Source organism: Embleya sp. NPDC020630 (genome assembly GCF_044334985.1).
In the GTDB taxonomy this organism is placed as follows: Bacteria; Actinomycetota; Actinomycetes; order Streptomycetales; family Streptomycetaceae; genus Embleya.
The window spans coordinates 184372-205346 of the sequence record NZ_JBIRUB010000010.1; the positions used below are offsets into that span (position 1 = coordinate 184372).

Below are 20975 nucleotides of genomic sequence, written 5' to 3' on the forward strand. Positions count from 1 at the left end.
CCCGGCATCGGCCTCGACAGCCACACCTCGGATGGGGAGGGCGAGTCGGTGCCGGGCCGGTGGCGTCCGGACCGGGACGGGGTGAGGTCACGCGGGGGCGCCGAGTGGCGGGTGGGCGAGTACGCGGGGCTTGTACTCGACCAGTTGGATGCGGCCGTCGAAGGTGCGGTGATCGATCATCTCGAGGGCGACGTCCGGATAGCCGTCGTAGATGCGTTCTTCGCCCGTGGCCCCGGTGATCACCGGGAACATCACGACCCGGAAGCGGTCGACCAGTCCGGCTCGCAGCAGGGACCGGCACAGGCTGAGGCTGCCGATCGTGCCGAGGAGCCCCGAGCCGCTCGACTTCATGGCGCGGACCGCCTCGACGGCGTCGTCGCGGACGAGCGTGGAGTTGGCCCACGTCAGCGGGTCCTCGAGGGAGGAGGAGAACACCACCTTGGACGCTTGCGTGAGTTGGTCGACGGACGCCTCTTCCTCGGGCCTGAACTCGTCCTGGCCATCGGGGACCTCGCCTGCGGCGAAGCCCGACATCAGGCGGTAGGTGTTCGCTCCCATCAGGTAGGTGGCCTTGGGCTGCTCGCTGAGCCACGCGAGGTAGTCCGGGCCTTCCAGGCCCCAGAACCCGGGCCATCCCTCCCCCGATGCGTAGCCGTCGAGGGAGGTGATGAAGTCGACGAGAAGCTCCGACATGGCGGTGTCCTTTCCGAGGGTGTCACGAGCTTGGACCGGCCGGGAACCGCAAAGTCATCGGCCGCGCTGTGGAGTATCGCGAAAATCCATGACGCCGCCGCCGATCGGGTGGGCGTATCGGCGCTGTTTCGGAGCGCTTGGAGCCCTACATGGGCACTTCCCGCGACGGACGGTGTCACCCGACGGTCGCCTCGATCGAACATCGGGGCACCTGCGCGCACGTCCGTGAGTGTCGGTTTGTCTTCGATGCTTCTCAACTCCCGTTGACAGAGCGGGGGTTCCGAGAGAAGCTAACGACGTTAGATTTTCTAACCGTGTTAGGAGTCCGGATGGGAAGGCGGGAGGACGTTCGTCGGCGGACGTTCGCCGAGATCCTGGACGCCGCCGGTCGCATGGCGGAGGCCGAGGGCTGGCAGGCCGTGACGATTCGGCGGATCGCCGCCGAGATCGGCTACAGCGCGCCGGTGATCTACCAGCACTTCGCGAGCAAGGAGGCCGTGCTGCGAACGCTGTTGGAGCGGGCCAACGCGGACCTGCTGGAGCGGATGCGGTCAGCGGTGGACGGCGAGCCGGCCGCACGGGGGCCGCATCTGGCCGCGGCCGCGTATCTGGAGTTCGCCCGATCGCAGCCCGGCCCGTACCAACTCGTGTCGGGCGGAACCGGCACGAGCGTCGACGCCGCCACCCGCCGCGCGGCCGCCACCGAAGTGCTCGCCTTCACCCGCCGGGTCGTCCACGCGTGGGCGGCCGACACCGCGGCCGGGCCGGTCGACCTCGACGACGCCTGCGACCTGCTGTGGGGAACGCTGCACGGTCTCGCCGGCATCGGGTCGATCGAGGACGTCGGATTCGACCGTGCCCTGCACCTGGCCGAGCAGGCGGTGTCGGCCCTGCTGGGCTACTGGACCGTCCCACCCACCGACCCCGACACGCACCACCCGCGCGCCCACCGTCCGAACGTCAGGGGAGAGAAATGATCTACCACCACAACCGTTTCGCCTTCAAGGACACCGTCACCGCCGAGCAGCGCGAGGAGGCCCTGGCGAGTCTGCGCAACCAGGGCGAGTCGATCGACGCGGTCGTGCAGTACGTCGTCGGCCGGGACGTCGGCGGCGACTTCGAGTACGGCGCCGTGTTCGTGCTCGAAGACCTCGACGGGTACTGGGAGTACCTGATGGCACCCTCCCACGCCCACACCGACCGGATCGGCCTGCCGCTTCTCGAAACCTTCGTCTCGTACGACACCACCGACAGCGACGACCCCGACATCGCCCGCAGGATCGCCGAACTCCACGAACGCCGCTACGCGGGCGACCCGGCCCTCACCAAGCTCGTGGCCGACCTGCCGTCCTACAGCGGCAGTGGGGCACCCACGCCCAACGCGTAAGCAACCGTCGGACAGCGCCCGGCCGCGTCGGGAGCCCCGCTGCGATGCGACTGCCCATGGGTGGCCGCGGCTCCGGGAGCCGGCCGCCCTCCCCGAACGGGGCCACCCGACGCACCCACCCCGGCCATGACGCCAAGCTCCCGCCCCGATCTCGGACTCCAACCGTCCGCCGGGGCGCGGTCCGGCGCGCCGTGACCGGTCACCGCGCGGGGCGCTGCGGTGTCACGCCCGAGCCGTCCAAGACGTTTCGGAGAGGCGTAGGTCCAAGATCTCCTCGTCTCCAAAGACTTGGCCTGTGGGGACGAATCCGGCGGAGATGTACAGCGCCCTGGCCGCGACGTTGTCCGCACGTACGCCGAGCCGGAGCAGGGGTGCCGAGAACATCTCCCCCACGTGGGTGACGACTTCCCGGAGAGCGGCGCGTCCCAGCCCCCGCGCCTGGTGGGACTCGTCGATCATCAAGCGGTAGAGCCAGATTTCCCCGTCGTCGGGATCGGGTCCGTACATCGCGAAACCCACCGCACGCCCCTCGTGCAGCACCGCTCTGGTCACGAAGCCGGGGAGAAAACGACTCTCCGCGATCGAGTACACGTTCGGTGCGATGAAGTCGCCCTGTTCCCGGGAAACCGTCAGGTCGGCCACCTCCTCCCAGTTCGCGTGGTCCAGATCGGCAAGCTGCACACGAATCGACATGGGGTATTCATACAAGCCTCCGGGTGGATGGGCATCCCTATTTGGGGCCGGTGACCAGTGCGAACGTCACCATCGGGACAGCCCCGGCGGTGAATGCCACCCGCACCGGATTCACGCCCCTTCGGCCGCGTGCGGGTCGCGCAACGAACGCAGGCCGGCGGGCGGGAGGCGAAGCCGGAGGGTACCCCGCCCGCCATGTCCTTCGCGGTACTGCGCGAGTTCTTCGCGTCCGGCCCAGGCGCCGCAATCGGGGCAGGTGAAGGCTCATGAACGACTTCCCAGTCCGCACGTCGCTGCGAACCGCGCACACTGACCGACCGGACCGACAACAGCTCCCGGCCGGGCGAACACTCCGCGGAGATGCGGGTGTCGGGCGCCCGGAGCGGGATCGGTCAGGTCCCCAGGATGTGGTCGGCCGGTACCTCGTGGATGATTCCGAGGCCGTCCTTCTCGTCGATGTCCTCGCCCGTCTCGACGAAGCCGAAGCCTCGGATGGTGGCGAGCGATGCGACGTTGTCGGGAGAGATGGTGACCCGGACGACGCGCACGCCGGGCTCCTCGGCCGCGCGGACCAGGAGAGAGCGCAGCATCGCCCTGGCGTAGCCTCGGCGGCGGGCCTCCGGTACCACCGTGTAGCCGATCTCGACCATGCCGTCCTCGTTCGGCGGGCCGTGGTAGCCGGCGTAGCCGACCACAGTGCCGTCCGGTTCGGAGACCGCGGCCCGGGCCACCCACGGGGCGCTCGCCGGGTCGGCCGTCACCTGGTCGAAGCGCTCTCGCCACAGGCGGCGCGCTCGTTCGGACACGAAGAACTCGGGCAGGTCCAGACCGGTTTGCGCGCGGGCCCCGACCAGATCGCCGGCTACCAGGCAGGACAGCGGTCGGCCCGTCAACGTGACCCAGCGGACGTGCCGCTCGGGGGTGACGGACACGGGCCGGACGGCGTCATCGGGGTTGGTCACCAACGGATCATCGGCGACAACCGCCCGCCCGTCCACCGCATTTCGCCGCCCGGGACCACGGCCGGCCACTCCGAGCCCGAAGCCGGGCGGGTCAGGTTTCCGGCTGGGTTCTCGGGGCCTTTCGGTGGCGTGGGAGGCGGTGGGTGGCGAGTGGGCGGTCGGCGATGAGGTGGTCGGTCACGATCGCGGTGATCGTCGGCGGGTCCACCTGGCCGTACCAGACGTCGTCGGGCTGCACGGTGACCAATGGGGCCTGGTTGCATGGGAATTGGCATCCCGTTTGCAGCACGAGGACGTCGTCGTCGCCGAGGCCGTGTTCCATGAGCTGCCGCGCCAGTGCGCGCAGATTCTCGTCCGCGCCCTTGGCCGTGCAGCGCGGCCCGCGGCATACCAGGACCTGGTGCCGGTGGCCGGGTACCTCCTCCCAGGCCGGGGAGGTCAGGCCGGGTTCCTCCCCGGTGATCGGCGTGACGGCTGCCGCCGCCGCGCTCACGGCGGCCGCGGAGTCGGCGAGCCGGGTGGCGACGAGCACCTCGGGGCGATGGCCGGTGCGCTCCCGCCACCAGTACGCCGCGATCCGCCGCAGCCAGGAGTGTCCCGGGCCGGTCGGCCCGAGGCGGACTCCGATCAAAACGACGGTCTCGGTGCCCGCGTCGGCCAGTCTGGTCAACTCGGCCGACAGGGACGGCTCGCCCTGTTGCAGGAACGCCGTCGTCGCGCTCGACGGCGCGTCGGCCGCGAGCAGTTCGGTCCGGCGGTCGGCCTCCGTGACGGACATGCCGACCAGGACCGTCGCCCGGCCGGCAGCGGGCTTCGCGGGGGCGCCGGCACGGTCTTGGTTCATGGCTCGATCCTCTCGGCGAGCAGGCCGTTCCACCGGATGTGCGGGCGATGGTGCAGGGGGTGCCGCTCCACGGTCGCGTCGACGCCGTACACGTGCGCGATCGTGGCGGAGGTGAGCACCTCGGCGACGGGCCCGTGGGCCACCAGGCGGCCGTCGAGCAGCACCGCGACGTCGTGGCAGTAGGCGGCGGCCAGTTCGAGGTCGTGCAGGGCGGCGACGGTGGTGATGCCGAGTCCGCGCACGGTTTCGAGGAAGCCGAGTTGGTGGCGCAGGTCGAGGTGGTTGGTGGGTTCGTCCAGCAGGAGTACTCCGGGTTCCTGCACCAGGGCGCGCGCGAGGTGCACACGCTGGCGCTCGCCGCCGGAGAGGGACGACCAGGTCCGGTCGAGCAGTGCGTCGACGTCGGTGGCGGCGACGGCCTCGGCGAGTACGGACTGCTCGTGGGTGCTCGCCGGGCCGGGCAGTACGGGCCATCGGCCGCGGTGGGGCGTGCGCCCCAGGTCGATGACCTGGCGGGCCGTCAGCGGCAGCGCGGTGTCGGCCTGCTGTTCCATGAAGGCCACCCGTCGCGCGCGGCGGCGGGCGGTGAGGGCGTACAGGTCGTCGCCGTCGAGCAGGACTCGGCCGCTCTGTGGCCGGCGCAGGCCGGCCAGGGTCCGCAGCAGCGTCGTCTTGCCGGCGCCGTTGGGCCCGAGCAGGCCGGTCGTCCTGCCGGGGGCGAAGCCGAGCGTCACTTCCGTCAGCAGTGTGGCGTCGCCGACTCGTGCCCCGATGTTCTCGGCCCGCAGCCGCACCGGGTTCGCGACGATCACGGCCGGCCCCCCGCCGCGCGCCCGGCGGCCTGGCGCCACAGCAGCCAGGCGAAGAACGGCGCTCCGAGCCCGGCGGTGACGACGCCGACGGGGATCTCCTGGTCCGGGAGTACCGAGCGCGCCACGATGTCGCTGCCCACGAGCAGCGACGCACCCACGAGCGCGGACATGGGCAGCAGCAGGGCATGGCGCGGGCCGCACATCAGGCGGACGACGTGGGGTACGACCAGACCGACGAACCCGATGACGCCGGTGTTGGCGACCAGGCACGCGGTCACCAGCGCGGCGGCGGCGACCAGGGCCCAGCGGGTGCGTTCGACGTGGACGCCGACGGAACGGGCCGCGGTCTCGCCGAACGCGAACGCGTCGAGGTCCCGGGCGGCGGCGACCATGACCACCGTGCCGACGACGGCGACCGCGGTCAGGAAGACGGCCGTGTCCCACCGCACTCCGGCCACCGAACCCAGCGTCCACTCCATGACGCCGCGGGCGGCGTTGCGGTCGCCGAGGACGAGTACGACGAACGAGGTGTACGCGCCGCACAGCTGCCCGACCGCGATGCCGGCCAGCACGGTCCGCGAGGCCGGCAGGGTCCGGCTGTGTGCCCCGGCGAGGGTCAGCACGACGAGGACCGCGAGCAGGGCACCGACGAAGGCGGCCGCCGGGAGTGCGCCGACGACCGCGGTGCCGGAGGCTCCGACGCCGAGGACGATCACGGTGACCGCGCCGACGGCGGCGCCGTTGGAGATGCCGAGCAGGTAGGGGTCGGCCAGGTCGTTGCCGGTCAGGGTCTGCAACACCGCGCCGCACACCGCGAGTCCCGCGCCGGTCGCGGCGGCCCCCAAAACGCGCGGCAGCCGCAGCTGCCAGACGATCCGGTCGTCGAGCGGTGTGACGTCGGCGCCGCCGAGACCGAGCCGGCGCAGGACCACCTCGGCCACGACGTGCGGCGGTTCGTGGACGGATCCCACGGCCAGGCCGAGCAGGACGGTGAGCAGCAGCAGGACCACGGCGGCGGCCAGGGCCACCGCCGCACGACCGGCTCCCGCGGGTCGTGCGACGGGGCGATCGGTCACGGTCACGGACGCGGTGCCAGGCCGCTCAGGGCGGCCGAAACCCGGACGGCGCCGTCGGCGAGCTGCACGCCGGGGGTCGACTCGGAGAACGGCACGACCACGAACGCCCGGTTTCGGACGGCCTTGAGCTTGCTCAGGACGGGGTCGTGTTCGAGGTAGTCGATCTTGGATTGCGCGGTGTCCCACCCGGCGTCCGCGACCACGATGGCGTCGGGGTCCGCCGCGACCACCTGTTCCCAGCTCGCGTTCTTCCAGCCGCCGGGCAGCGTGTCGAAGACGTTGCGGGCGCCGACGGCGTCGAGGACGAGCTGGGGTCCGCCGTGGCCCGCGCCGACGTAGGGGGTCTTCGTACCCGAGTCGTACCAGAGCACGTTCAGGCCCTTGCCCGCCGACTTGGCCGTGACGTCGGCGAGTTGCCGCTGCTGCGCGTCCCGGATGGCGGCGGCGCGCGGCGCGACACCGAACACCTGGGCGATATCGCCCAGTTCGTCCCATACTGCCTGGAAGGATACCGGTGCCGCCTGCTTGCCGTCGGCGCAACCCAGCGGCGACAGGTAGGTGCCGATGCCCTGGGAGCCCAGTTCGTCCCGCGTGCCCGCCACCTTGTCGGTGAACGCACTGGAATAGGAGGCGTAGAGGAAATCCGGGCGCGCCGCGAGGAGTTTCTCCTTGGACGGGTACTTCTCGGAGAGCACCGGGACGGTGTCGTAGGCCGCCTTCCATTTGGCCGGGACCACGTCGTCGAGGTACGCCGTTCCGGCCATCCGGGTCTGCAGGTCGAGCGCCAGGGCGACTTCGGTGGCGCCCTGGTTGAGGGTGACCAGCCGGGCCGGCGGTGCGGTCACGGTGGTGGTGACGCCGCATCTGCTCACGCTCACCGGCGTGGGGTGGCCGCTCCCGGCCGCCGCGGCGGGCTTGTCGGCCTCGGGCGCGCCCGTACACGCGCCGAGCGCGCCGACGAGCAGGAGCGCCACGGCGGCGATGCCGGAGCGCATGGAGCGCCCGGCACGCGGGGGGTGCGGGGGACGGATGAAACGTTCGGCGCGAAACGGGCGCGCGGAAGCACGGAACACGTGTTCTCCAACCCTCGTGGAACATGTCGCGCCGTGGCCGGTCTCCTGGCTTCCGCATCGACGCTCCGCGGCCGGCCTTCCCGGTTGGCTCGTTCCCGATCCATCCAGTGACCCCGACCGCTTTGGGGCGGTCGGCAAGGGCCGCGGGACTCCGCGGCTACAGTGGCGAGGGCCGCGCCGGCTTGAACCGGCTTCCCGTACACCACGGCGGCCACAGGCTACCAAACCGCTCGTCGCGCCTCGTCGGCCCGCTCCGCCGCGCGGGTTCGGGGCGACGCCCGAGCGACCTCCGCCGACCTGCGCTGACGGGGCGCGTGTCGGCGGGCGAGTGCGGTGCGTGGAATGTCCAGTGTGGGTGGTGCCGTTGCCGGTGGCGGGGATATTGGTGTGCCATGTGGGATCGGCGACTGATAGTCCTTGGCGCGTGATCACTCCTTTTCAGGCGGCGTCCTTGCGTCGTTCCATACCCGTGGCCGTGGCTCTGTTGTTGGCCGCCGGGTGTACCGGGGGCTCCGGTGACAGTGCGTCGAACGCCGCCGCCGGCAAGCCGGTTCCCACCCCGGTGACGACCGGGACGGCCGTGGCCACCCCGCCGCCCGCGCCGCCGAAGCCCAAGGGGGCGGCGGACCCGGCGCTGCACGCCTTCTACGAACAGAAGATTTCGTGGAAGGCGTGCACGGACGACCCGAAGACGAAGAAGAAGGACGAGAGCGAATTCCGGTGCGGGACCTTCAAGGTGCCGCTGGATTACACCGCTCCCGACGGCAGGTCGCTGGAGATCGCCGTCATGCAATACCCGGCCGCCAAGCCCGATCAACGAATCGGCTCGCTCGTGCTGAATCCCGGCGGGCCCGGGGGCTCGGGCCAGGACTTCGTCAAGTACGGGTTCGACGACTTCGACGGTCCTTTGCACGACCGCTACGACATCCTCGGCTTCGACCCGCGTGGCGTGGCCGACAGCGCGCCCGTACGGTGCCTGGACGACAGGGCCCGGGACGAGCGCAACGCCCGGGACTCGCCCCGCGATCCGGTCGAACGCAAGGCGCACAGCGAACGCAGCGGCAAGGAGTTCTCCGACGCGTGCCAGGCCGAGTCCGGCGAGCTGTTGCCGTTCGTGGGCACACGCAACGCGGCCCGGGACATGGACGTCCTGCGCGCCGCGGTCGGTGACGACAAGCTCGACTACCTGGGCGTGTCGTACGGCACCTACCTCGGGAGCATGTATCTGGACGAGTTCCCCGACCGCGCCGGCCACATGGTCCTGGACGCGGTGGTGGACCCGGCGGCCGACAAGCTCGACGCGAGCATCGACCAGATGGTCGGCTTCGAGCGCTCGTTCCGCGCGTTCGCAGCCGACTGCGCGGCCCGGGCGGGCTGTCCGCTGGGCCGCGACCCGGCCAAGGCCGCCGAGATCGGCGCGACCTTCCTCGACGCATTGCAGGACAAGCCCCTGCGCACCGCCTACGACGGCCGCAAGCTGACCTCCTCCCTCGGCTGGACCGGCACCACCAGCCTGCTGTACGGCGACAAGGAAACCGCCTGGAAGTACCTGCGGGAGGCCCTGACCCTGGCGATGAACAACAAGGACGGCAGCCACCTGTTGTTCTACGCCGACCACTACCTCGGCCGGGACGAAAAGGGCCACTACGACAACAGCTCGGACTCGCGCTCGGCGATACGCTGCGCCGACGGCGCCGCCCCGGCACCCTCGCCCGAGCGGATCGAACAGGTCCTGGCGAAGCTCAAGACGGAAGCTCCGCTGCTGTCCAAGGACACCGTCGCATCGGACATCGAGGGCCCCGGCTGCGAGTTCTGGCCGTACAAGACTCCCGAGCAGCCGCACGTGATCCGGGCCGAGGCCGCCGCGCCCGTCCTGGTGGTGGGCACCACCGGTGACCCGGCCACCCCCTACGCCGCATCCGAGAAACTGGCCAACGACCTCGCGCACGCGAGCCTGCTGACCCTCGAGGGCGAGGGCCACGGCGCGTTCGGCCGCAGCAAGTGCGTCGACGCGGCGGTGGCCGCCTACATCATCGAGGGCAGGCTGCCGCCCGCCGGCACCCAGTGCACCGACGGCAAGTAGCCGCCGACCGTTGCCGGATGGGCGGCCGACGCCGCGCGGCGGCGGCGTCGTGGATGCGCGCGAGGGCCGCGGCGGCGCGGGAGCGCAGCCTCGCGCCCGGCACCCATACCAGGCAAATACCTGAAACACCGACCGGTATCCCAAAACAGCTATAGCTCCGCAGTCGTCGCCACGCCGTGCCGTCCGGGTGCGACGCGAAGCCGGGAGCCGCCGTCGTGTGCCGCCGGTTATCGCTCCCGGGCGTTCATGGCCTCGATCAGGGTCCGGGGGCGCATGTCGGTCCAGGTGTGTTCGACATGGTCGAGGCAGGTTTGCCGGTCGGCCTCGGGGTGGGTCACCCGCCAGCCGGCGGGGACGTCCAGGGTCGCCGGCCACAGCGAGTGCTGGTCCTCGTCGTTGACCAGGACCAGGTAGGTGGCGTCGTTGTCCTCGAAGGGGTTGGTCGGGTGGCTCATGTCGGCTCCCTGAGGAGGGTCGGCGGTCCGGGCGGACCGGGTGTGGGGGACGTCGGGTGAGGCGTGCCGGGCCCGTCCGTCGAGTCGCACGCGCTGATCCGGTCGAGGTGGGACGCGAGGATGGGGCCGATCCGGGCGAGAGCGTCCGGGTGCGTCAGGGCGTTGTGTCGCGCCGGGATCTCGTGAACCTCGATGCGGCCGGTGACGTGTCGGTGCCAGGACGCGGGCTCGGGGGTGTGGGGGTCGCGGTCGGCGCCGGCCTTGAACAGCAGCATGTCGCCGTCGAGGACGCCGGGGGTGAACGCGTGCGCCGCCGCCGCGTTGTGGTCCAGTACGGCCGCGACGGTCGCGAGTTGGTGCGGTTGCAGGGCGGCCAGGATGTGTTCTCGTTCGCGCAGCACCCGGGCGAGCCCGTCGTAGGTGATCCGGTGTGGGGCGAAGGCGTTCGGATCGCAGTCGAGGACGAGGGCCAGGTGCTCCGCTCCCCCGCGCAGGGTCGACGCGTGGGGGGCGATCGTGTACAGGGGATAGGCGTCGAGCACGGCCAGCAGCGCCGTGTGTTCGCCGCGCGCGGCCAGTTCGGTGGCCATGGCGTGCGCGATCAGTCCGCCCGCGGACCAGCCGAGCAGCCGGTAGGGGCCCCGCGGCTGGATCTTGCGGATCTCCTCCAGATAGTCGGCGGCCATCTCCTCGACCGAAGCCGGCGCCGGCGCGGACCGGCTCAGGGCGCGGGCCTGGAGCGCGTACACGGGTTGGTGCGGGGGCAGGTGGCGCAACAGCCCGCCGTAGGACCAGCCGACACCGCCCGCGGGATGCACGCACCACAGCGGGGGCCGGGTTCCGTGCGGGCGCAGCGGCAGTACCACCTCCAGGGCGCCGCCGGGTCGATCCGTCCCCGATCGCGCGGCCAGGCCGGCCGGGGTGGGTGTCTCGAAGAGGGCGCCGAGTGCGATGTCGACGCCGAGGACGGCGCGGATCCGGGAGATGAGGCGGGTGGCGAGGAGGGAGTGGCCGCCTAGGTCGAAGAAGGAGTCGTCGGCCCCGACGGCGGGCAGGTCCAACACCTCGGCGAACAGTTCGGTGAGGACCCGTTCGTGGGGGGTTCGTGGGGTCGTGTGGGTCTCGTCCCCGGTGTTCGGTCGGTGTTCGGGGTCGGGTAGCGCGGCGCGGTCGGGCTTGCCGTTGGGGGTCAGCGGCATGGCTTCGAGGAGGACGAACGCCGAGGGGACCATGTAGTCGGGCAGGTGTTGTCGGCTGTACGCGCGCAGTTGCGCGGGAGTCGCGGCGGGCTCGCCTGGGGCGGGGACGAGGTGGGCGGTGAGGTGTTTGTCGCCGCGGCGCCTCTCGCGGACGACGACCGCGGCCTGGGCAACCGCCGGGTGCGCGGTCAGAACGGCTTCGATCTCGCCGGGCTCGATGCGGAAACCGCGGATCTTGACCTGCTGGTCGACGCGACCGGCGAACTCCAGGCCCGTGCCGTCGGCGCGCAGGCGGGCGAGGTCGCCGGTGCGGTACATCCGTTCCCCGGGTGGGCCGAAGGGGCACGCCACGAACCGCTCGGCGGTCGTGCCCGGCCGGTTGAGGTAGCCGCGGGCGACGCCCGGGCCGGCGAGGTACAACTCGCCCGTCGCGCCGGGCGGCAACGGATCGAGCGCCGGGCCCAGGACCCATGCCCGCATCCCCGGCATGGGCCGGCCCAGCGGCAGCGGACGGTCGGCGGCGACCACGGGGCCGACCCGGTGGTGGGTGGCGAACGTCGTCGTCTCGGTGGGGCCGTAGACGTGCACCACCTCCGTGCCGGGACATGCCTGCCGCACCCGGGCGACGGCGGACGGGGAGACCACGTCGCCTCCGGTCCACACCTCGCGCACACCCGCCAGGCACTGCGGCTGCTGCTCCGCGATCAGGTGGAAGAGTCCGCAGGTGAGGAACACGGCGGTGACCGCGTGGCGGTCGAGGACGCGGTGGAGGGTGTCGGGGTCCAGGGGGTCGGGTGGGGCCAGGACGACGGTGCCGCCGTTGAGCAGGGGTGTCCACAGTTCGTAGGTGGAGGCGTCGAACGCCGTGGGCGAGTGGGTCAGGACGCGCTCGTGGGCGCCGCCGCGCCATGTGGGGGCCAGTGCCAGCGCGGCCACGTCGTGGTGGGTCACGGCGATGCCCTTGGGTTCGCCGGTCGAGCCGGAGGTGAACATCACGTAGGCGAGTTGGCGGGGGTGGCAGGCGATGTCCGGGGCGGCGGCGCCGTGGTGGTGTCGGTCGAGCGCGGTCAGCGTTTCGGGGGTCAGCAGCAGCGCCGCGTCGGTGTGGCGCATGATCAGGTCGATGCGGGAGGACGGGAACCGCGGGTCCAGCGGCACGTATCCGGCCCCGGCCTTGACGATCGCCAGCAGGGCCGCGACCAGGTCGAGGGAGCGTTCCAGCAGGACCGCCACCGTGTTCTCGGGTCGTACGCCCCGGTCGACGAGGGCGTGTGCGAGCCGGTTCGCGCGCTCGTCCAGTTCGCGGTAGGTCACGGTCGTGGCGCCGGCGATCACGGCCGGCGCGTCCGGGGCGGTCCGCACCCGCTCGGCGAACAGGTCGGGCAGCGCGGCCCACGGCACGGCGTCGTCGTGCGTCTCGGGCCGGTCGGTGCCGGAGCGCAGCGTGCGCCGTTCGTTCGGGGAGAGCAGGTCGATGCGGCCGATGGGTGTGTCGGGGTGGGTGGCGGCGGCCCGCAGCAGGCGGATCCATCGTGTGGTCAGTGTCTCGATCGTGGACCGGTCGAAGAGGTCGGTGGCGTACTCGATCAGGCCGCTCACGCCGGCGGGGCCGGCATGGGGGCTGTACCGCTCCTCCAGTACGAACGCGAGGTCGACCCGGGCGGTTTCGGGGTCGAGGGGCACGGCGGTGGTGCGCAGTCCCGGGAGCGCGAGGTCCTGCGTCGGCGCGGGGTGGAGGCCGAGCATCACCTGGAACAGCGGGTGCCGGGACAGCGACCGGGCGGGGTTGAGTTCTTCCACCAGTTGTTCGAACGGCAGGTCCTGGTGGGCGTAGGCGGCCAGGGCGTTGTCGCGGATGCGGGCGAGGAGTTCGGCGAAGGTGGGATCGCCGGAGGTGTCGGCGCGCAGGACGAGGGTGTTGACGAAGAATCCGACGAGGTCGTCGAGGGCCTGGTCGGTGCGGCCGGCGATGGGACTGCCGATCGGGATGTCGGTGCCCGCGCCCAGGCGGGTGAGCAGGGCGGCGAGCCCGGCGTGCAGGACCATGAACAGGCTCGCGCCGTGGCGTCTGCCCAGCTCGGTCAGGGCCGCGTGCAGGTCGGCGTCGAGTGCGACGGCCAGGTGCTCGCCGCGATGGGTGGCGGTCGCGGGGCGGGGGCGGTCGAAAGGCAGTGGCAGCTGATCGGGCAGGCCGTGCAGGGCGTGTTTCCAGTGGGCGAGTTGGCGGGCGGCGAGACTGTCGGGACGGGCCGGGTCGCCGAGCAGGTCGTGCTGCCACAGGGTGTAGTCGGCGTATTGGACCGGCAGCGGGTCCCATGCGGGTTCCTCGTCGCGGGCCCGCGCGGTGTAGGCGAGGGTGAGATCGCGCGCGAGCGGGCCCGTCGACCAGCCGTCGCCCGCGATGTGGTGTACGAGCAGCAACAGCACGTGCTCGTCCGGTCCGACGATGAACAGTTCCGCGCGCAGCGGCGGTTCGACGGCGAGGTCGAAGGAGTGTCGGGCGGCGGTGACGAGCCGGTCGCGAAGTTCGCTCTCGTCGAGTCGGGTGACGGGCAGGCGCAGGGATCGGCGGGTGTACGCCGGGTCCAGCACCTGCTGGTGGGGCGGTCCGTCTCCCGACGCGGGAAAGATCGTGCGCAGGCTCTCGTGTCGGACCGCGACGTCGGCGAGGGCGGCGTGCAGGGCCGGTCGGTCCAGGCGGCCGGTCAGGCGCACCGCGAAGGGGATGTTGTAGGTGGGGCTGGGGCCTTCGAGGCGGTACAGGAACCACAACCGGCGCTGGGCGCTGGACAGTGGCAGGTTCCGGGGGCGTTGCCGGCGGCCCAGGGCGGGTCGCCGGACGGGGCTTGCGCCGTGCAGTCGCCCCGCCAGGTCGGCCGGGGTGGGGGCCTCGAAGAGTGTGCGCAGTTCCACGTCGGTGTCGAGGGCGGCGCGGATGCGGGAGGTGAGTCGGGTCGCCAGGAGGGAGTGGCCGCCGAGGTCGAAGAAGTTGTCGTCGGGGGACACGTGCGCGAGGTCGAGGGTTTCGGCGAACAGTTCGCACAGCAGACGTTCCCGCGGGGTGCGGGGGGCTCGCGGGTGTTCGTCGGCGGGGCGGTGTTCGGGGGCGGGGAGCGCACGGCGGTCGAGTGTGCCGTGTGTGGTGAGGGGCAGGGCGTCCACGGTCGTGAACGTCGAGGGGATCACGCCTTCGGCCAGATGTTGTCGCGCGTACGCCGTCACCTCGGTGGCGGAGGGGGTGCGGCCGGTGGCGGGGATCAGGTAGGCGACCAGGTGCGCGCCGCCGTGCCGATCGCCCCGGACGACGACGGCGGCTCGGTCCACGTCCGGGTGGGCCGCCAGGACGGTTTCGATCCTGCCCGGGTCGATGGGGACACCGCGGAACTCGACCCGGTCGTCGGCGCGACCGCGAAAGTCCAGCCCGTTCTCGTCCGAGCGCCATGTCGCGAGGTCGCCGGTGCGGTACATGCGTTCGCCCGGCCGGCCCCACGGGCAGGCGACGAACCGTTCGGCGGTGGCGCCGGGCAGGCCCCGGTAGCCGCGAGCCAGTCCGGCTCCGGTGAGGTACAACTCCCCCGTCACGCCCGGCGGCACCGGCCGCAGGGCGGCGTCCAGCACGTAGGCGCGCATGCCCGCCACGGGCCGGCCGAGGCCGATCGGCGCCACGGGCCCGGCGGGGGCGAGCGGGGCGCCCATCAGCGCCCACGCGGTGGTCTCGGGTGGACCGTAGGCGTGGATCACGCGTCGTCCGGGCGCCCACCGGTCCCCCGGGTGCGCGTCGCCGGCGACGACCAGCCGGGCCACGGGGCCGTCGATCGCGGACGGCGGCACGGTGGTGTGCGTCGGGCGCGACAACGGTTCGGCGAGCGTGTTCGGCGGGTCGGCGACGGCGCATGACGCTTCGGCGAGCGCCGACGGCGCGTCGGCCTCCGGGTCGATCACCAGCGCGGCGCCGGACAACAGGGCCGCGCACACGTCCCGGACCAGCACGTCGAAGGCGCGGGAGAGCAACACGCGGCTGCCCGCGCCGAGCCCGAGCGTTTCGGCTTGGACGGCGGCCATGTGGGCGACGCCGGCGTGCGTGACGGTCACTCCCCCGGGGCGGCCGGGGTCGCCGAAGGCGTGCAGGACGCAGGCGCCGTGCCTGGGGTCGACGGCGATGCCCGGGTCGGTGTCCGGGCGTTCCTCCCCCGGGGCGGGGACCTGGTCCGGGTGGTCGAGGACGAGTGCGGGGCGGGCGCCGTCGAGGATCGTCCGGACGCGAGCGGTCGGGCTGTCGGGATCGACGGGCAGGAAGGCCGCGCCCGCCTTGAGCGTGCCCAGGATCGCGACCACGAGGTCGATCGAGCGGGGCAGCACGAGGGCGACGACGTCCTCGGGGCCGATGCCGCGGGCGATCAGGGCGTGTGCGAGCCGGTTCGCCCGGGCGTTCAGCTCCCGATGACTCGGCCGGCTCTCGCCGGCGATCAGCGCGACCGCGTCCGGTGTCCGCGCCACCCGTGCCGCGAACAGCTCCGGCATCGACCGCCACGGCGTCGCGGGGGCGGCCCGGTCGAACTCCGGGAGCACTCGGCGGCGTTCGTGCGCGGACATGATCTCCGCCCGGCCGATCGGCCGGTCCGGGTGGGCGGCCACCGAGGCCAACAGGCGGGTCCACCGGTTCGTCAGCGTCTCGATGCCGGCGCCGTCGAAGACGTCGGTGGCGTATTCGGCGGTGCCCACGATCCCGTCCGGGGCGCCGTCGGGGGTGTGCCGTTCGGTGAGGTCCAGGGTCAGGTCCACGCGCGCCGTGCCGGTGGGTGTCGCTCGCCCGCTCACCCGCAGGCCGGGCAACTCGATGCTCGCGTCGGGGGTGTTCTGCAGGGCGAGCATCACCTGGAACAGGGGGTGGTGCGCGAGGGAGCGGGTCGGGCTCAGCTCTTCCACCAGGCGTTCGAAGGGCAGGTCCTGGTGTGCGTAGGCGGCCAGGTTGGTGTCGCGGACACGGGTGAGGAGTTCGGCGAAGGAGGGGTCGCCGCCGGTGTCGGTGCGCAGGACCAGCGTGTTGACGAAGAATCCGACGAGGTCGTCGAGGGCCTCGTCGGTGCGGCCGGCGATCGGGGTGCCGATGGGGATGTCGTGTCCGGCGCCGAGGCGGGTGAACAGGGCGGCGAGACCCGCCTGGAGGACCATGTGCAGGCTGGCCCCTCGGGCACGGGCGAGATCGAGCAGGGTGGCGTGGAGGTCGGCGCCCAGTGTGAGATCGACGGTGGCGCCGCGGTGGGTGGCCACCGCGGGCCGGGGTCGGTCGGTGGGCAGCGCGAGTTGCTCGGGCAGGCCGGCCAACGCCTGCTTCCAGTAGGCGAGTTGGCGCGCGGCCAGGCTTTCGGGATCCGCCGGATCCCCCAGGAGGTCCCGCTGCCACAGGGTGTAGTCGGCGTACTGCACCGGCAGCGGCGTCCAGACGGGCGCCTCGCCGCCGCACCGCGCGCGGTATGCCGTGGACAGGTCCCGTGCCAGCGGACCGATCGACCAGCCGTCGCCGGCGATGTGGTGCACCACCAGCGACAGCACGTGCTCGTCGGGGGCCAGGGCGAACAGTTCGGCGCGCACCGGGGGTTCGATCGTCGGGTCGATGCCGCGACGCGCCGCCGACGCCGCCCGGTCGGCGAGTTCCCGCTCGTCGACGAACGTCACCGGCAGGGCCAGGTGCCGACGGATTTGTGTCTCGTCCAGAACCCGCTGACCGGGCAGGCCGTCCTCGGACACGGGGAAGACGGTGCGCAGGCTCTCCTGCCGCAGGGCCACGTCCACCAGCGCCTGTTCCAGTGCCGCCGCGTCGAGTTCCCCGTTCAGGCGCAGGGTGAGGGCGATGTTGTAGGTGGCCGTGGGGCCGTGCATGCGGTGGAGGAACCACAGGCGGCGCTGGGCGTGGGACAGCGGCAGCGGCGTCGGGCGGCGCCGTGGGCGCAGCACGGGCCGGGTGCGCCCCGCGGGGTCGAGCCGGGCGGCCAGACCGGCGGGGGTGGGTGCCTCGAACAGGGTGCGGATGCCCACCTCGATGCCAAGGACCGCGCGCAGGCGGGAGATGAGGCGGGTGGCGAGGAGGGAGTGTCCGCCGAGGTCGAAGAAGGAGTCGTCGGCGCCGACCCGGGGCAGGTCGAGGATTTCGGCGAACAACTCCCCCAGCACCTGTTCGTGTGGGGTACGCCCGGCCCGGCCCGCCTCGCCGAGGTGCTGCTCGGGAGCCGGGAGCGCGGCCGTGTCGAGCTTGCCGTTCACCGTCAGGGGAAGCGCGTCCAGCGTCATGAATACCGAAGGGACCATGTGGTCGGGCAGGTGCCGCCGCGCGTGCCCGCGCAGTTCCGCGGCCGTCGCGCCGCCGGGACCGGGAACGATGTAGGCGACCAGGCGCCGGTCGCCGGGCCGGTCCCCCCGCGCGGCGACCGCGACCCGGGCCACGGATGGATGGCCCGCCAGGACGGTTTCCACTTCGCCGGGTTCGATCCGGAAGCCGCGGATCTTGATCTGCCGGTCGGCGCGGCCGAGGTAGACCAGGGCGCCGTCGGCACGCCGGCGCACCAGGTCCCCGGTGCGGTACATCCGCTCGCCCGGTGTCGCGTACGGGCAGGCGACGAAACGTTCGGCGGTGAGGCTGGGCCGGTTGCGGTAGCCGCGGGCCAGTCCCTCGCCGGCGAGGTACAACTCGCCGGGCACACCAGGGGGTACCGGTCGCAGGGCGGCGTCGAGGACGAAGGCGCGCATGTCGGGCAGCACGGTGCCGATCACGCTGGCCCCCGCCGCGGCGGCGGTCGCCCGGTCGAACGCGGCTTGGGTGACGTACATCGTGGTCTCGGTGGGGCCGTACAGGTTGAGCACCGCGGCCCCGCGGTCGCCGTGGCGGCTGTACCAGTCCTCCAGGCGCGCGGGGTCCAGCGCCTCGCCGACGAGGGTCACGGTGCGCAGCGAGAGCGCCTGCCCGAGCTGCGGCGCTTCGCGATCGGCGTGCATGAGGGGATGGAACGCGGACGGGGTCTGGCAGAGCACCGTCACGCGCTCGTCGACCAGCAGGCGCAGGAACTTCTCCGGGGAGCGGGTGGTGTCGTGGGGGACGACGACCAGGCGCCCGCCGTGCAGCAGCGCGCCGAAGATCTCCCACACCGAGACGTCGAAGGTGTAGGAGTGGAACATCGTCCACACGTCGTCCGCGCCGCACGCGAAGTGGCCCCGGGTCATCGCGAACAGCCGCACCATGTTGCGGTGGGAGACCATCACGCCCTTGGGCCGGCCGGTCGAACCCGATGTGTGGATGAGGTAGGCCGGATGCCGGGGGTCGATGGTGACGAGCGGGTCGGAATCGGGGAGATCGCGCAGGAGCGCGACGGTCGAGGGGGCGTCCAGGAGCAGCGAATTCGTTTCGGGGGCGGGGTCGATCGCGGCGTGGATCGCGCAGTGGGTGAGCAGCAGGGTCGCGCCGGTGTCGGCGAGCGTGTCCCCCAGTCGGGTGGCGGGGCAGTCGGGTTCGATGGGCAGATACGCGGCGCCGGCCTTGAGGACCGCGAGGATCGTGGTCACCATCTCGACGCCGCGCGGCAGTAGGAGGGCGACGATGTCCTCGGGGCCGACGCCGCGGGCGATCAGGGCGTGCGCGAGGCGGTTCGCCCCGGCGTTCAGCTGCCCGTAGGTCAGGGAGTCCGCTCCGCACACCACGGCGACGGCCTGCGGGGCGGTGCGGGCGTGTACTTCGAACAGCTCGGGCACGACGGTCCGCACGACAGCGGTCGGCGCGGGTTCGCGGGGGCCCATCGACTCGCGGCGCTCGTCGTCGGACAGCAGTTCGAGATCGCCGACTCGCCGTTCGGGGTCGGCCGTGGCCATGGCGTCGAGCAGGCGCAGCAGCCGGGTCTGGTGGTCCATCAGGTCCGCGTCGGTGTACCGCTCCGCCGGGGCGTGCAGTTCCAATCGCAGGCCGGCGCCGTCGCGTTGTTCCAGGACCACCAGTGTCGGGCCGGCGACGCCTCCCCGGGAGAGGTTGTGCGTCGTGGAGCGGTGTCCGGCGAACGTGAGGGGGGCGCCGAACGTCATGACGTTGACGGTCATGGTGAACCGGGAGCCGACCGGGTCGGGCAGGCCGAGGTCGCGGGTGATGTCCTCGCCTCGGTAGCGCTCGTGCGCCACCGCCTGCTCCACCGCGGCGTCGACGCTCGCGAGCAACTCCGCCAATGGCATGGCCGGATGCATCCGCAGGCGCAGCGGCACGATGTTGGCCAGTACGCCCGGGATGTTGAGCAGGTCGCGCCGCATGCGCCCGGAGACGACGAGGCCGAGGAGCACGTCCCGCGCGCCGGTCAGCCGGTGCGCGTAGGCCGCCGCCGCGGCGATGGCGTAGCGCGACCGCTGTGTCCCGCTCCGCTCGCTCGCCGCGCGCAACGCTTCCGGGGATGCCATCGGGCGCGCCCGGGTTCGGCGTCCGGTACCGGGAAACCACACGCCGTCCTCCGCGCCGTCGTCGCCGTGCGCGAGGTCCGGTCGGGCGGGCAGCGGGGCCGGGTCGGGCAGGTCGGCGAGCGCGTTCGTCCAGTACGCGCGGTCGGCGTCGAACTGCTCGGAGGTCCGGTAGTCCAAGTCGGCTCGCACCAGATGCTCCGGCGATCCGAACGGGGAGGCCCCGGGGGCCTTTCCGGCGACCAGGGCGGTGTACACGCGCGCGACCCGGCGCGCGACGAGGGCGAAGCCGAAGCCGTCCATCGCCAGGTGGTGACTGCTGCCGTACCACCACCAGCGGTCCGTTCCCAGCCGGAACAACGCGAACCGGAACAGCGGGCCGCGGGAGACGTCCACGGGGGTGTCCATGTCCGCCGCCACCCACGCTCGTGCCGCCGCCTCGGGGCAGGCTTCACCGCCGACGTCCACGTGCGGAAGCGACCACTGCCGGTCCGCGTCCACGATCTGCGTCGGGCCGTCGCCGCCCTCGACGACGCGCAGGCCCACGGCCTCGGCCTCCGACACGGCCTGTCGCAGCGCGGCCTCGAACAGCGCGGCGTCCACCGGGCCGTGGATCTCCACGCACTCCGCGACGCGGTATGCCGCACCGATACCCGGGCGACGCTGCTCCGCGAGCCAGAACTCCCGTTGCGCGGAGGTCAGCGGCAGCGTGCGCGAGGCGACCTCCGCGCGGCGCTCGTCGGGGCTCGAACCGGCCCCCGGGTCGGGACTGGAGGCGGTCGTGGCGCCGGGACTGGACAACGGAAACCTCCGGAAGGGGATGGTTCGGGCAGCGGATGAGGAACCACGGATACCGGGTCGGTCGGTACGGCACCGCCCGGGCGATCACTTCCGAAGGGACAGGGGGAGGCACCGGAACAGCGGTCGCCGGGTTCGTCGTTCGCGTGGCGGGGCCCGGCCCGGGGCCGCCCAGCATGCCTGCGCGTCGATCGCCGACTCGACGCGGCAGTTCTCCGAACATACGAAAAATCAACCATTCGGTTAGTCGAATGGGCAAGGACAAAACACCACACAACACGAAAGAGTGAACGCTACTGGACCGCTCGGCGGGCCGCGAAAACGTCCCGGCAGACCCCGGCGGGACGGAGGTTCGCACGGTCGTCGCGAACAACACCGCCCGCGACTGCACCATCGCGGTGGAGATCGACCGGATCGCGACGGACGAGGCTGGCAGCACGGTCCTGGACAGCGGGGGCCGCGGCTTCCTCGTGCCG

At 72.5% G+C, this 20975-nt stretch carries 12 protein-coding genes and 1 riboswitch; of the genes, 3 read left to right on the forward strand and 9 right to left on the reverse strand.

Annotated features, from left to right (window positions below):
* Positions 1–87: 87 nt before the first annotated feature.
* Positions 88–693, reverse strand: coding sequence for a dihydrofolate reductase family protein (locus ACH4XV_RS30510; RefSeq protein WP_395795378.1), 606 nt, complete (start codon positions 691–693; stop codon positions 88–90).
* Between the two features lie 329 nt (positions 694–1022).
* Between ACH4XV_RS30510 and ACH4XV_RS30515 the strand changes: the two genes are divergently transcribed.
* On the forward strand, positions 1023–1670 hold the full coding sequence (locus tag ACH4XV_RS30515) for a TetR/AcrR family transcriptional regulator (RefSeq protein ID WP_395795380.1): 648 nt from the start codon (positions 1023–1025) through the stop codon (positions 1668–1670).
* On the forward strand, positions 1667–2080 hold the full coding sequence (locus ACH4XV_RS30520; RefSeq protein ID WP_395795382.1) for a Dabb family protein: 414 nt from the start codon (positions 1667–1669) through the stop codon (positions 2078–2080). Before ACH4XV_RS30515 ends, ACH4XV_RS30520 begins: the two co-directional genes overlap by 4 nt.
* 222 nt (positions 2081–2302) lie before the next feature.
* Here ACH4XV_RS30520 and ACH4XV_RS30525 read toward each other — a convergent pair whose 3' ends face one another.
* From ACH4XV_RS30525 to ACH4XV_RS30550, 6 genes are all read right to left on the reverse strand, one after another.
* Entirely contained in the window at positions 2303–2773 is a 471-nt protein-coding gene (locus ACH4XV_RS30525; protein ID WP_395795384.1) for a GNAT family N-acetyltransferase, read from the reverse strand.
* 392 nt (positions 2774–3165) lie between these two features.
* Positions 3166–3735, reverse strand: coding sequence for a GNAT family N-acetyltransferase (locus ACH4XV_RS30530; protein WP_395795386.1), 570 nt, complete (start codon positions 3733–3735; stop codon positions 3166–3168).
* 91 nt (positions 3736–3826) lie between these two features.
* A complete protein-coding gene (locus ACH4XV_RS30535; RefSeq protein WP_395795388.1) occupies positions 3827–4579 on the reverse strand; it encodes a (2Fe-2S) ferredoxin domain-containing protein in 753 nt (250 codons plus the stop codon).
* Entirely contained in the window at positions 4576–5391 is an 816-nt protein-coding gene (locus ACH4XV_RS30540) for an ABC transporter ATP-binding protein (protein ID WP_395795390.1), read from the reverse strand. The genes ACH4XV_RS30535 and ACH4XV_RS30540 overlap by 4 nt, the downstream gene beginning before the upstream one ends.
* Positions 5388–6473, reverse strand: coding sequence for a FecCD family ABC transporter permease (locus ACH4XV_RS30545; RefSeq protein ID WP_395795392.1), 1086 nt, complete (start codon positions 6471–6473; stop codon positions 5388–5390). Before ACH4XV_RS30545 ends, ACH4XV_RS30540 begins: the two co-directional genes overlap by 4 nt.
* A complete protein-coding gene (locus tag ACH4XV_RS30550) occupies positions 6470–7462 on the reverse strand; it encodes an ABC transporter substrate-binding protein (protein ID WP_395795394.1) in 993 nt (330 codons plus the stop codon). The genes ACH4XV_RS30545 and ACH4XV_RS30550 overlap by 4 nt, the downstream gene beginning before the upstream one ends.
* Before the next feature lie 95 nt (positions 7463–7557).
* A riboswitch (cobalamin riboswitch) is annotated at positions 7558–7771 on the reverse strand.
* Positions 7772–8015: 244 nt separating this feature from the next.
* On the opposite strand from ACH4XV_RS30550, the gene ACH4XV_RS30555 reads away from it, so the two are divergent.
* The gene (locus tag ACH4XV_RS30555) at positions 8016–9623 is read left to right on the forward strand and encodes an alpha/beta hydrolase (protein ID WP_395795396.1); all 1608 of its coding nucleotides are present in this window, start codon (positions 8016–8018) and stop codon (positions 9621–9623) included.
* Between the two features lie 227 nt (positions 9624–9850).
* Here ACH4XV_RS30555 and ACH4XV_RS30560 read toward each other — a convergent pair whose 3' ends face one another.
* Both ACH4XV_RS30560 and ACH4XV_RS30565 read right to left on the reverse strand, forming a co-directional pair.
* The gene (locus ACH4XV_RS30560; RefSeq protein ID WP_395795398.1) at positions 9851–10078 is read right to left on the reverse strand and encodes an MbtH family protein; all 228 of its coding nucleotides are present in this window, start codon (positions 10076–10078) and stop codon (positions 9851–9853) included.
* A complete protein-coding gene (locus ACH4XV_RS30565) occupies positions 10075–20502 on the reverse strand; it encodes an amino acid adenylation domain-containing protein (protein WP_395795400.1) in 10428 nt (3475 codons plus the stop codon). The genes ACH4XV_RS30560 and ACH4XV_RS30565 overlap by 4 nt, the downstream gene beginning before the upstream one ends.
* Positions 20503–20975: the final 473 nt, after the last annotated feature.

What these genes read in the sequence shown, in the direction of transcription:
- ACH4XV_RS30510 (WP_395795378.1), bottom strand. Translation starts at nt 693, where the DNA reads ATGTCGGAGCTTCTCGTCGACTTCATCACCTCCCTCGACGGCTACGCA.
- ACH4XV_RS30515 (WP_395795380.1), top strand. Translation starts at nt 1,023, where the DNA reads ATGGGAAGGCGGGAGGACGTTCGTCGGCGGACGTTCGCCGAGATCCTG.
- ACH4XV_RS30520 (WP_395795382.1), top strand. Translation starts at nt 1,667, where the DNA reads ATGATCTACCACCACAACCGTTTCGCCTTCAAGGACACCGTCACCGCC.
- ACH4XV_RS30525 (WP_395795384.1), bottom strand. Translation starts at nt 2,773, where the DNA reads ATGTCGATTCGTGTGCAGCTTGCCGATCTGGACCACGCGAACTGGGAG.
- ACH4XV_RS30535 (WP_395795388.1), bottom strand. Translation starts at nt 4,579, where the DNA reads ATGAACCAAGACCGTGCCGGCGCCCCCGCGAAGCCCGCTGCCGGCCGG.
- ACH4XV_RS30550 (WP_395795394.1), bottom strand. Translation starts at nt 7,462, where the DNA reads ATGCGCTCCGGCATCGCCGCCGTGGCGCTCCTGCTCGTCGGCGCGCTC.
- ACH4XV_RS30560 (WP_395795398.1), bottom strand. Translation starts at nt 10,078, where the DNA reads ATGAGCCACCCGACCAACCCCTTCGAGGACAACGACGCCACCTACCTG.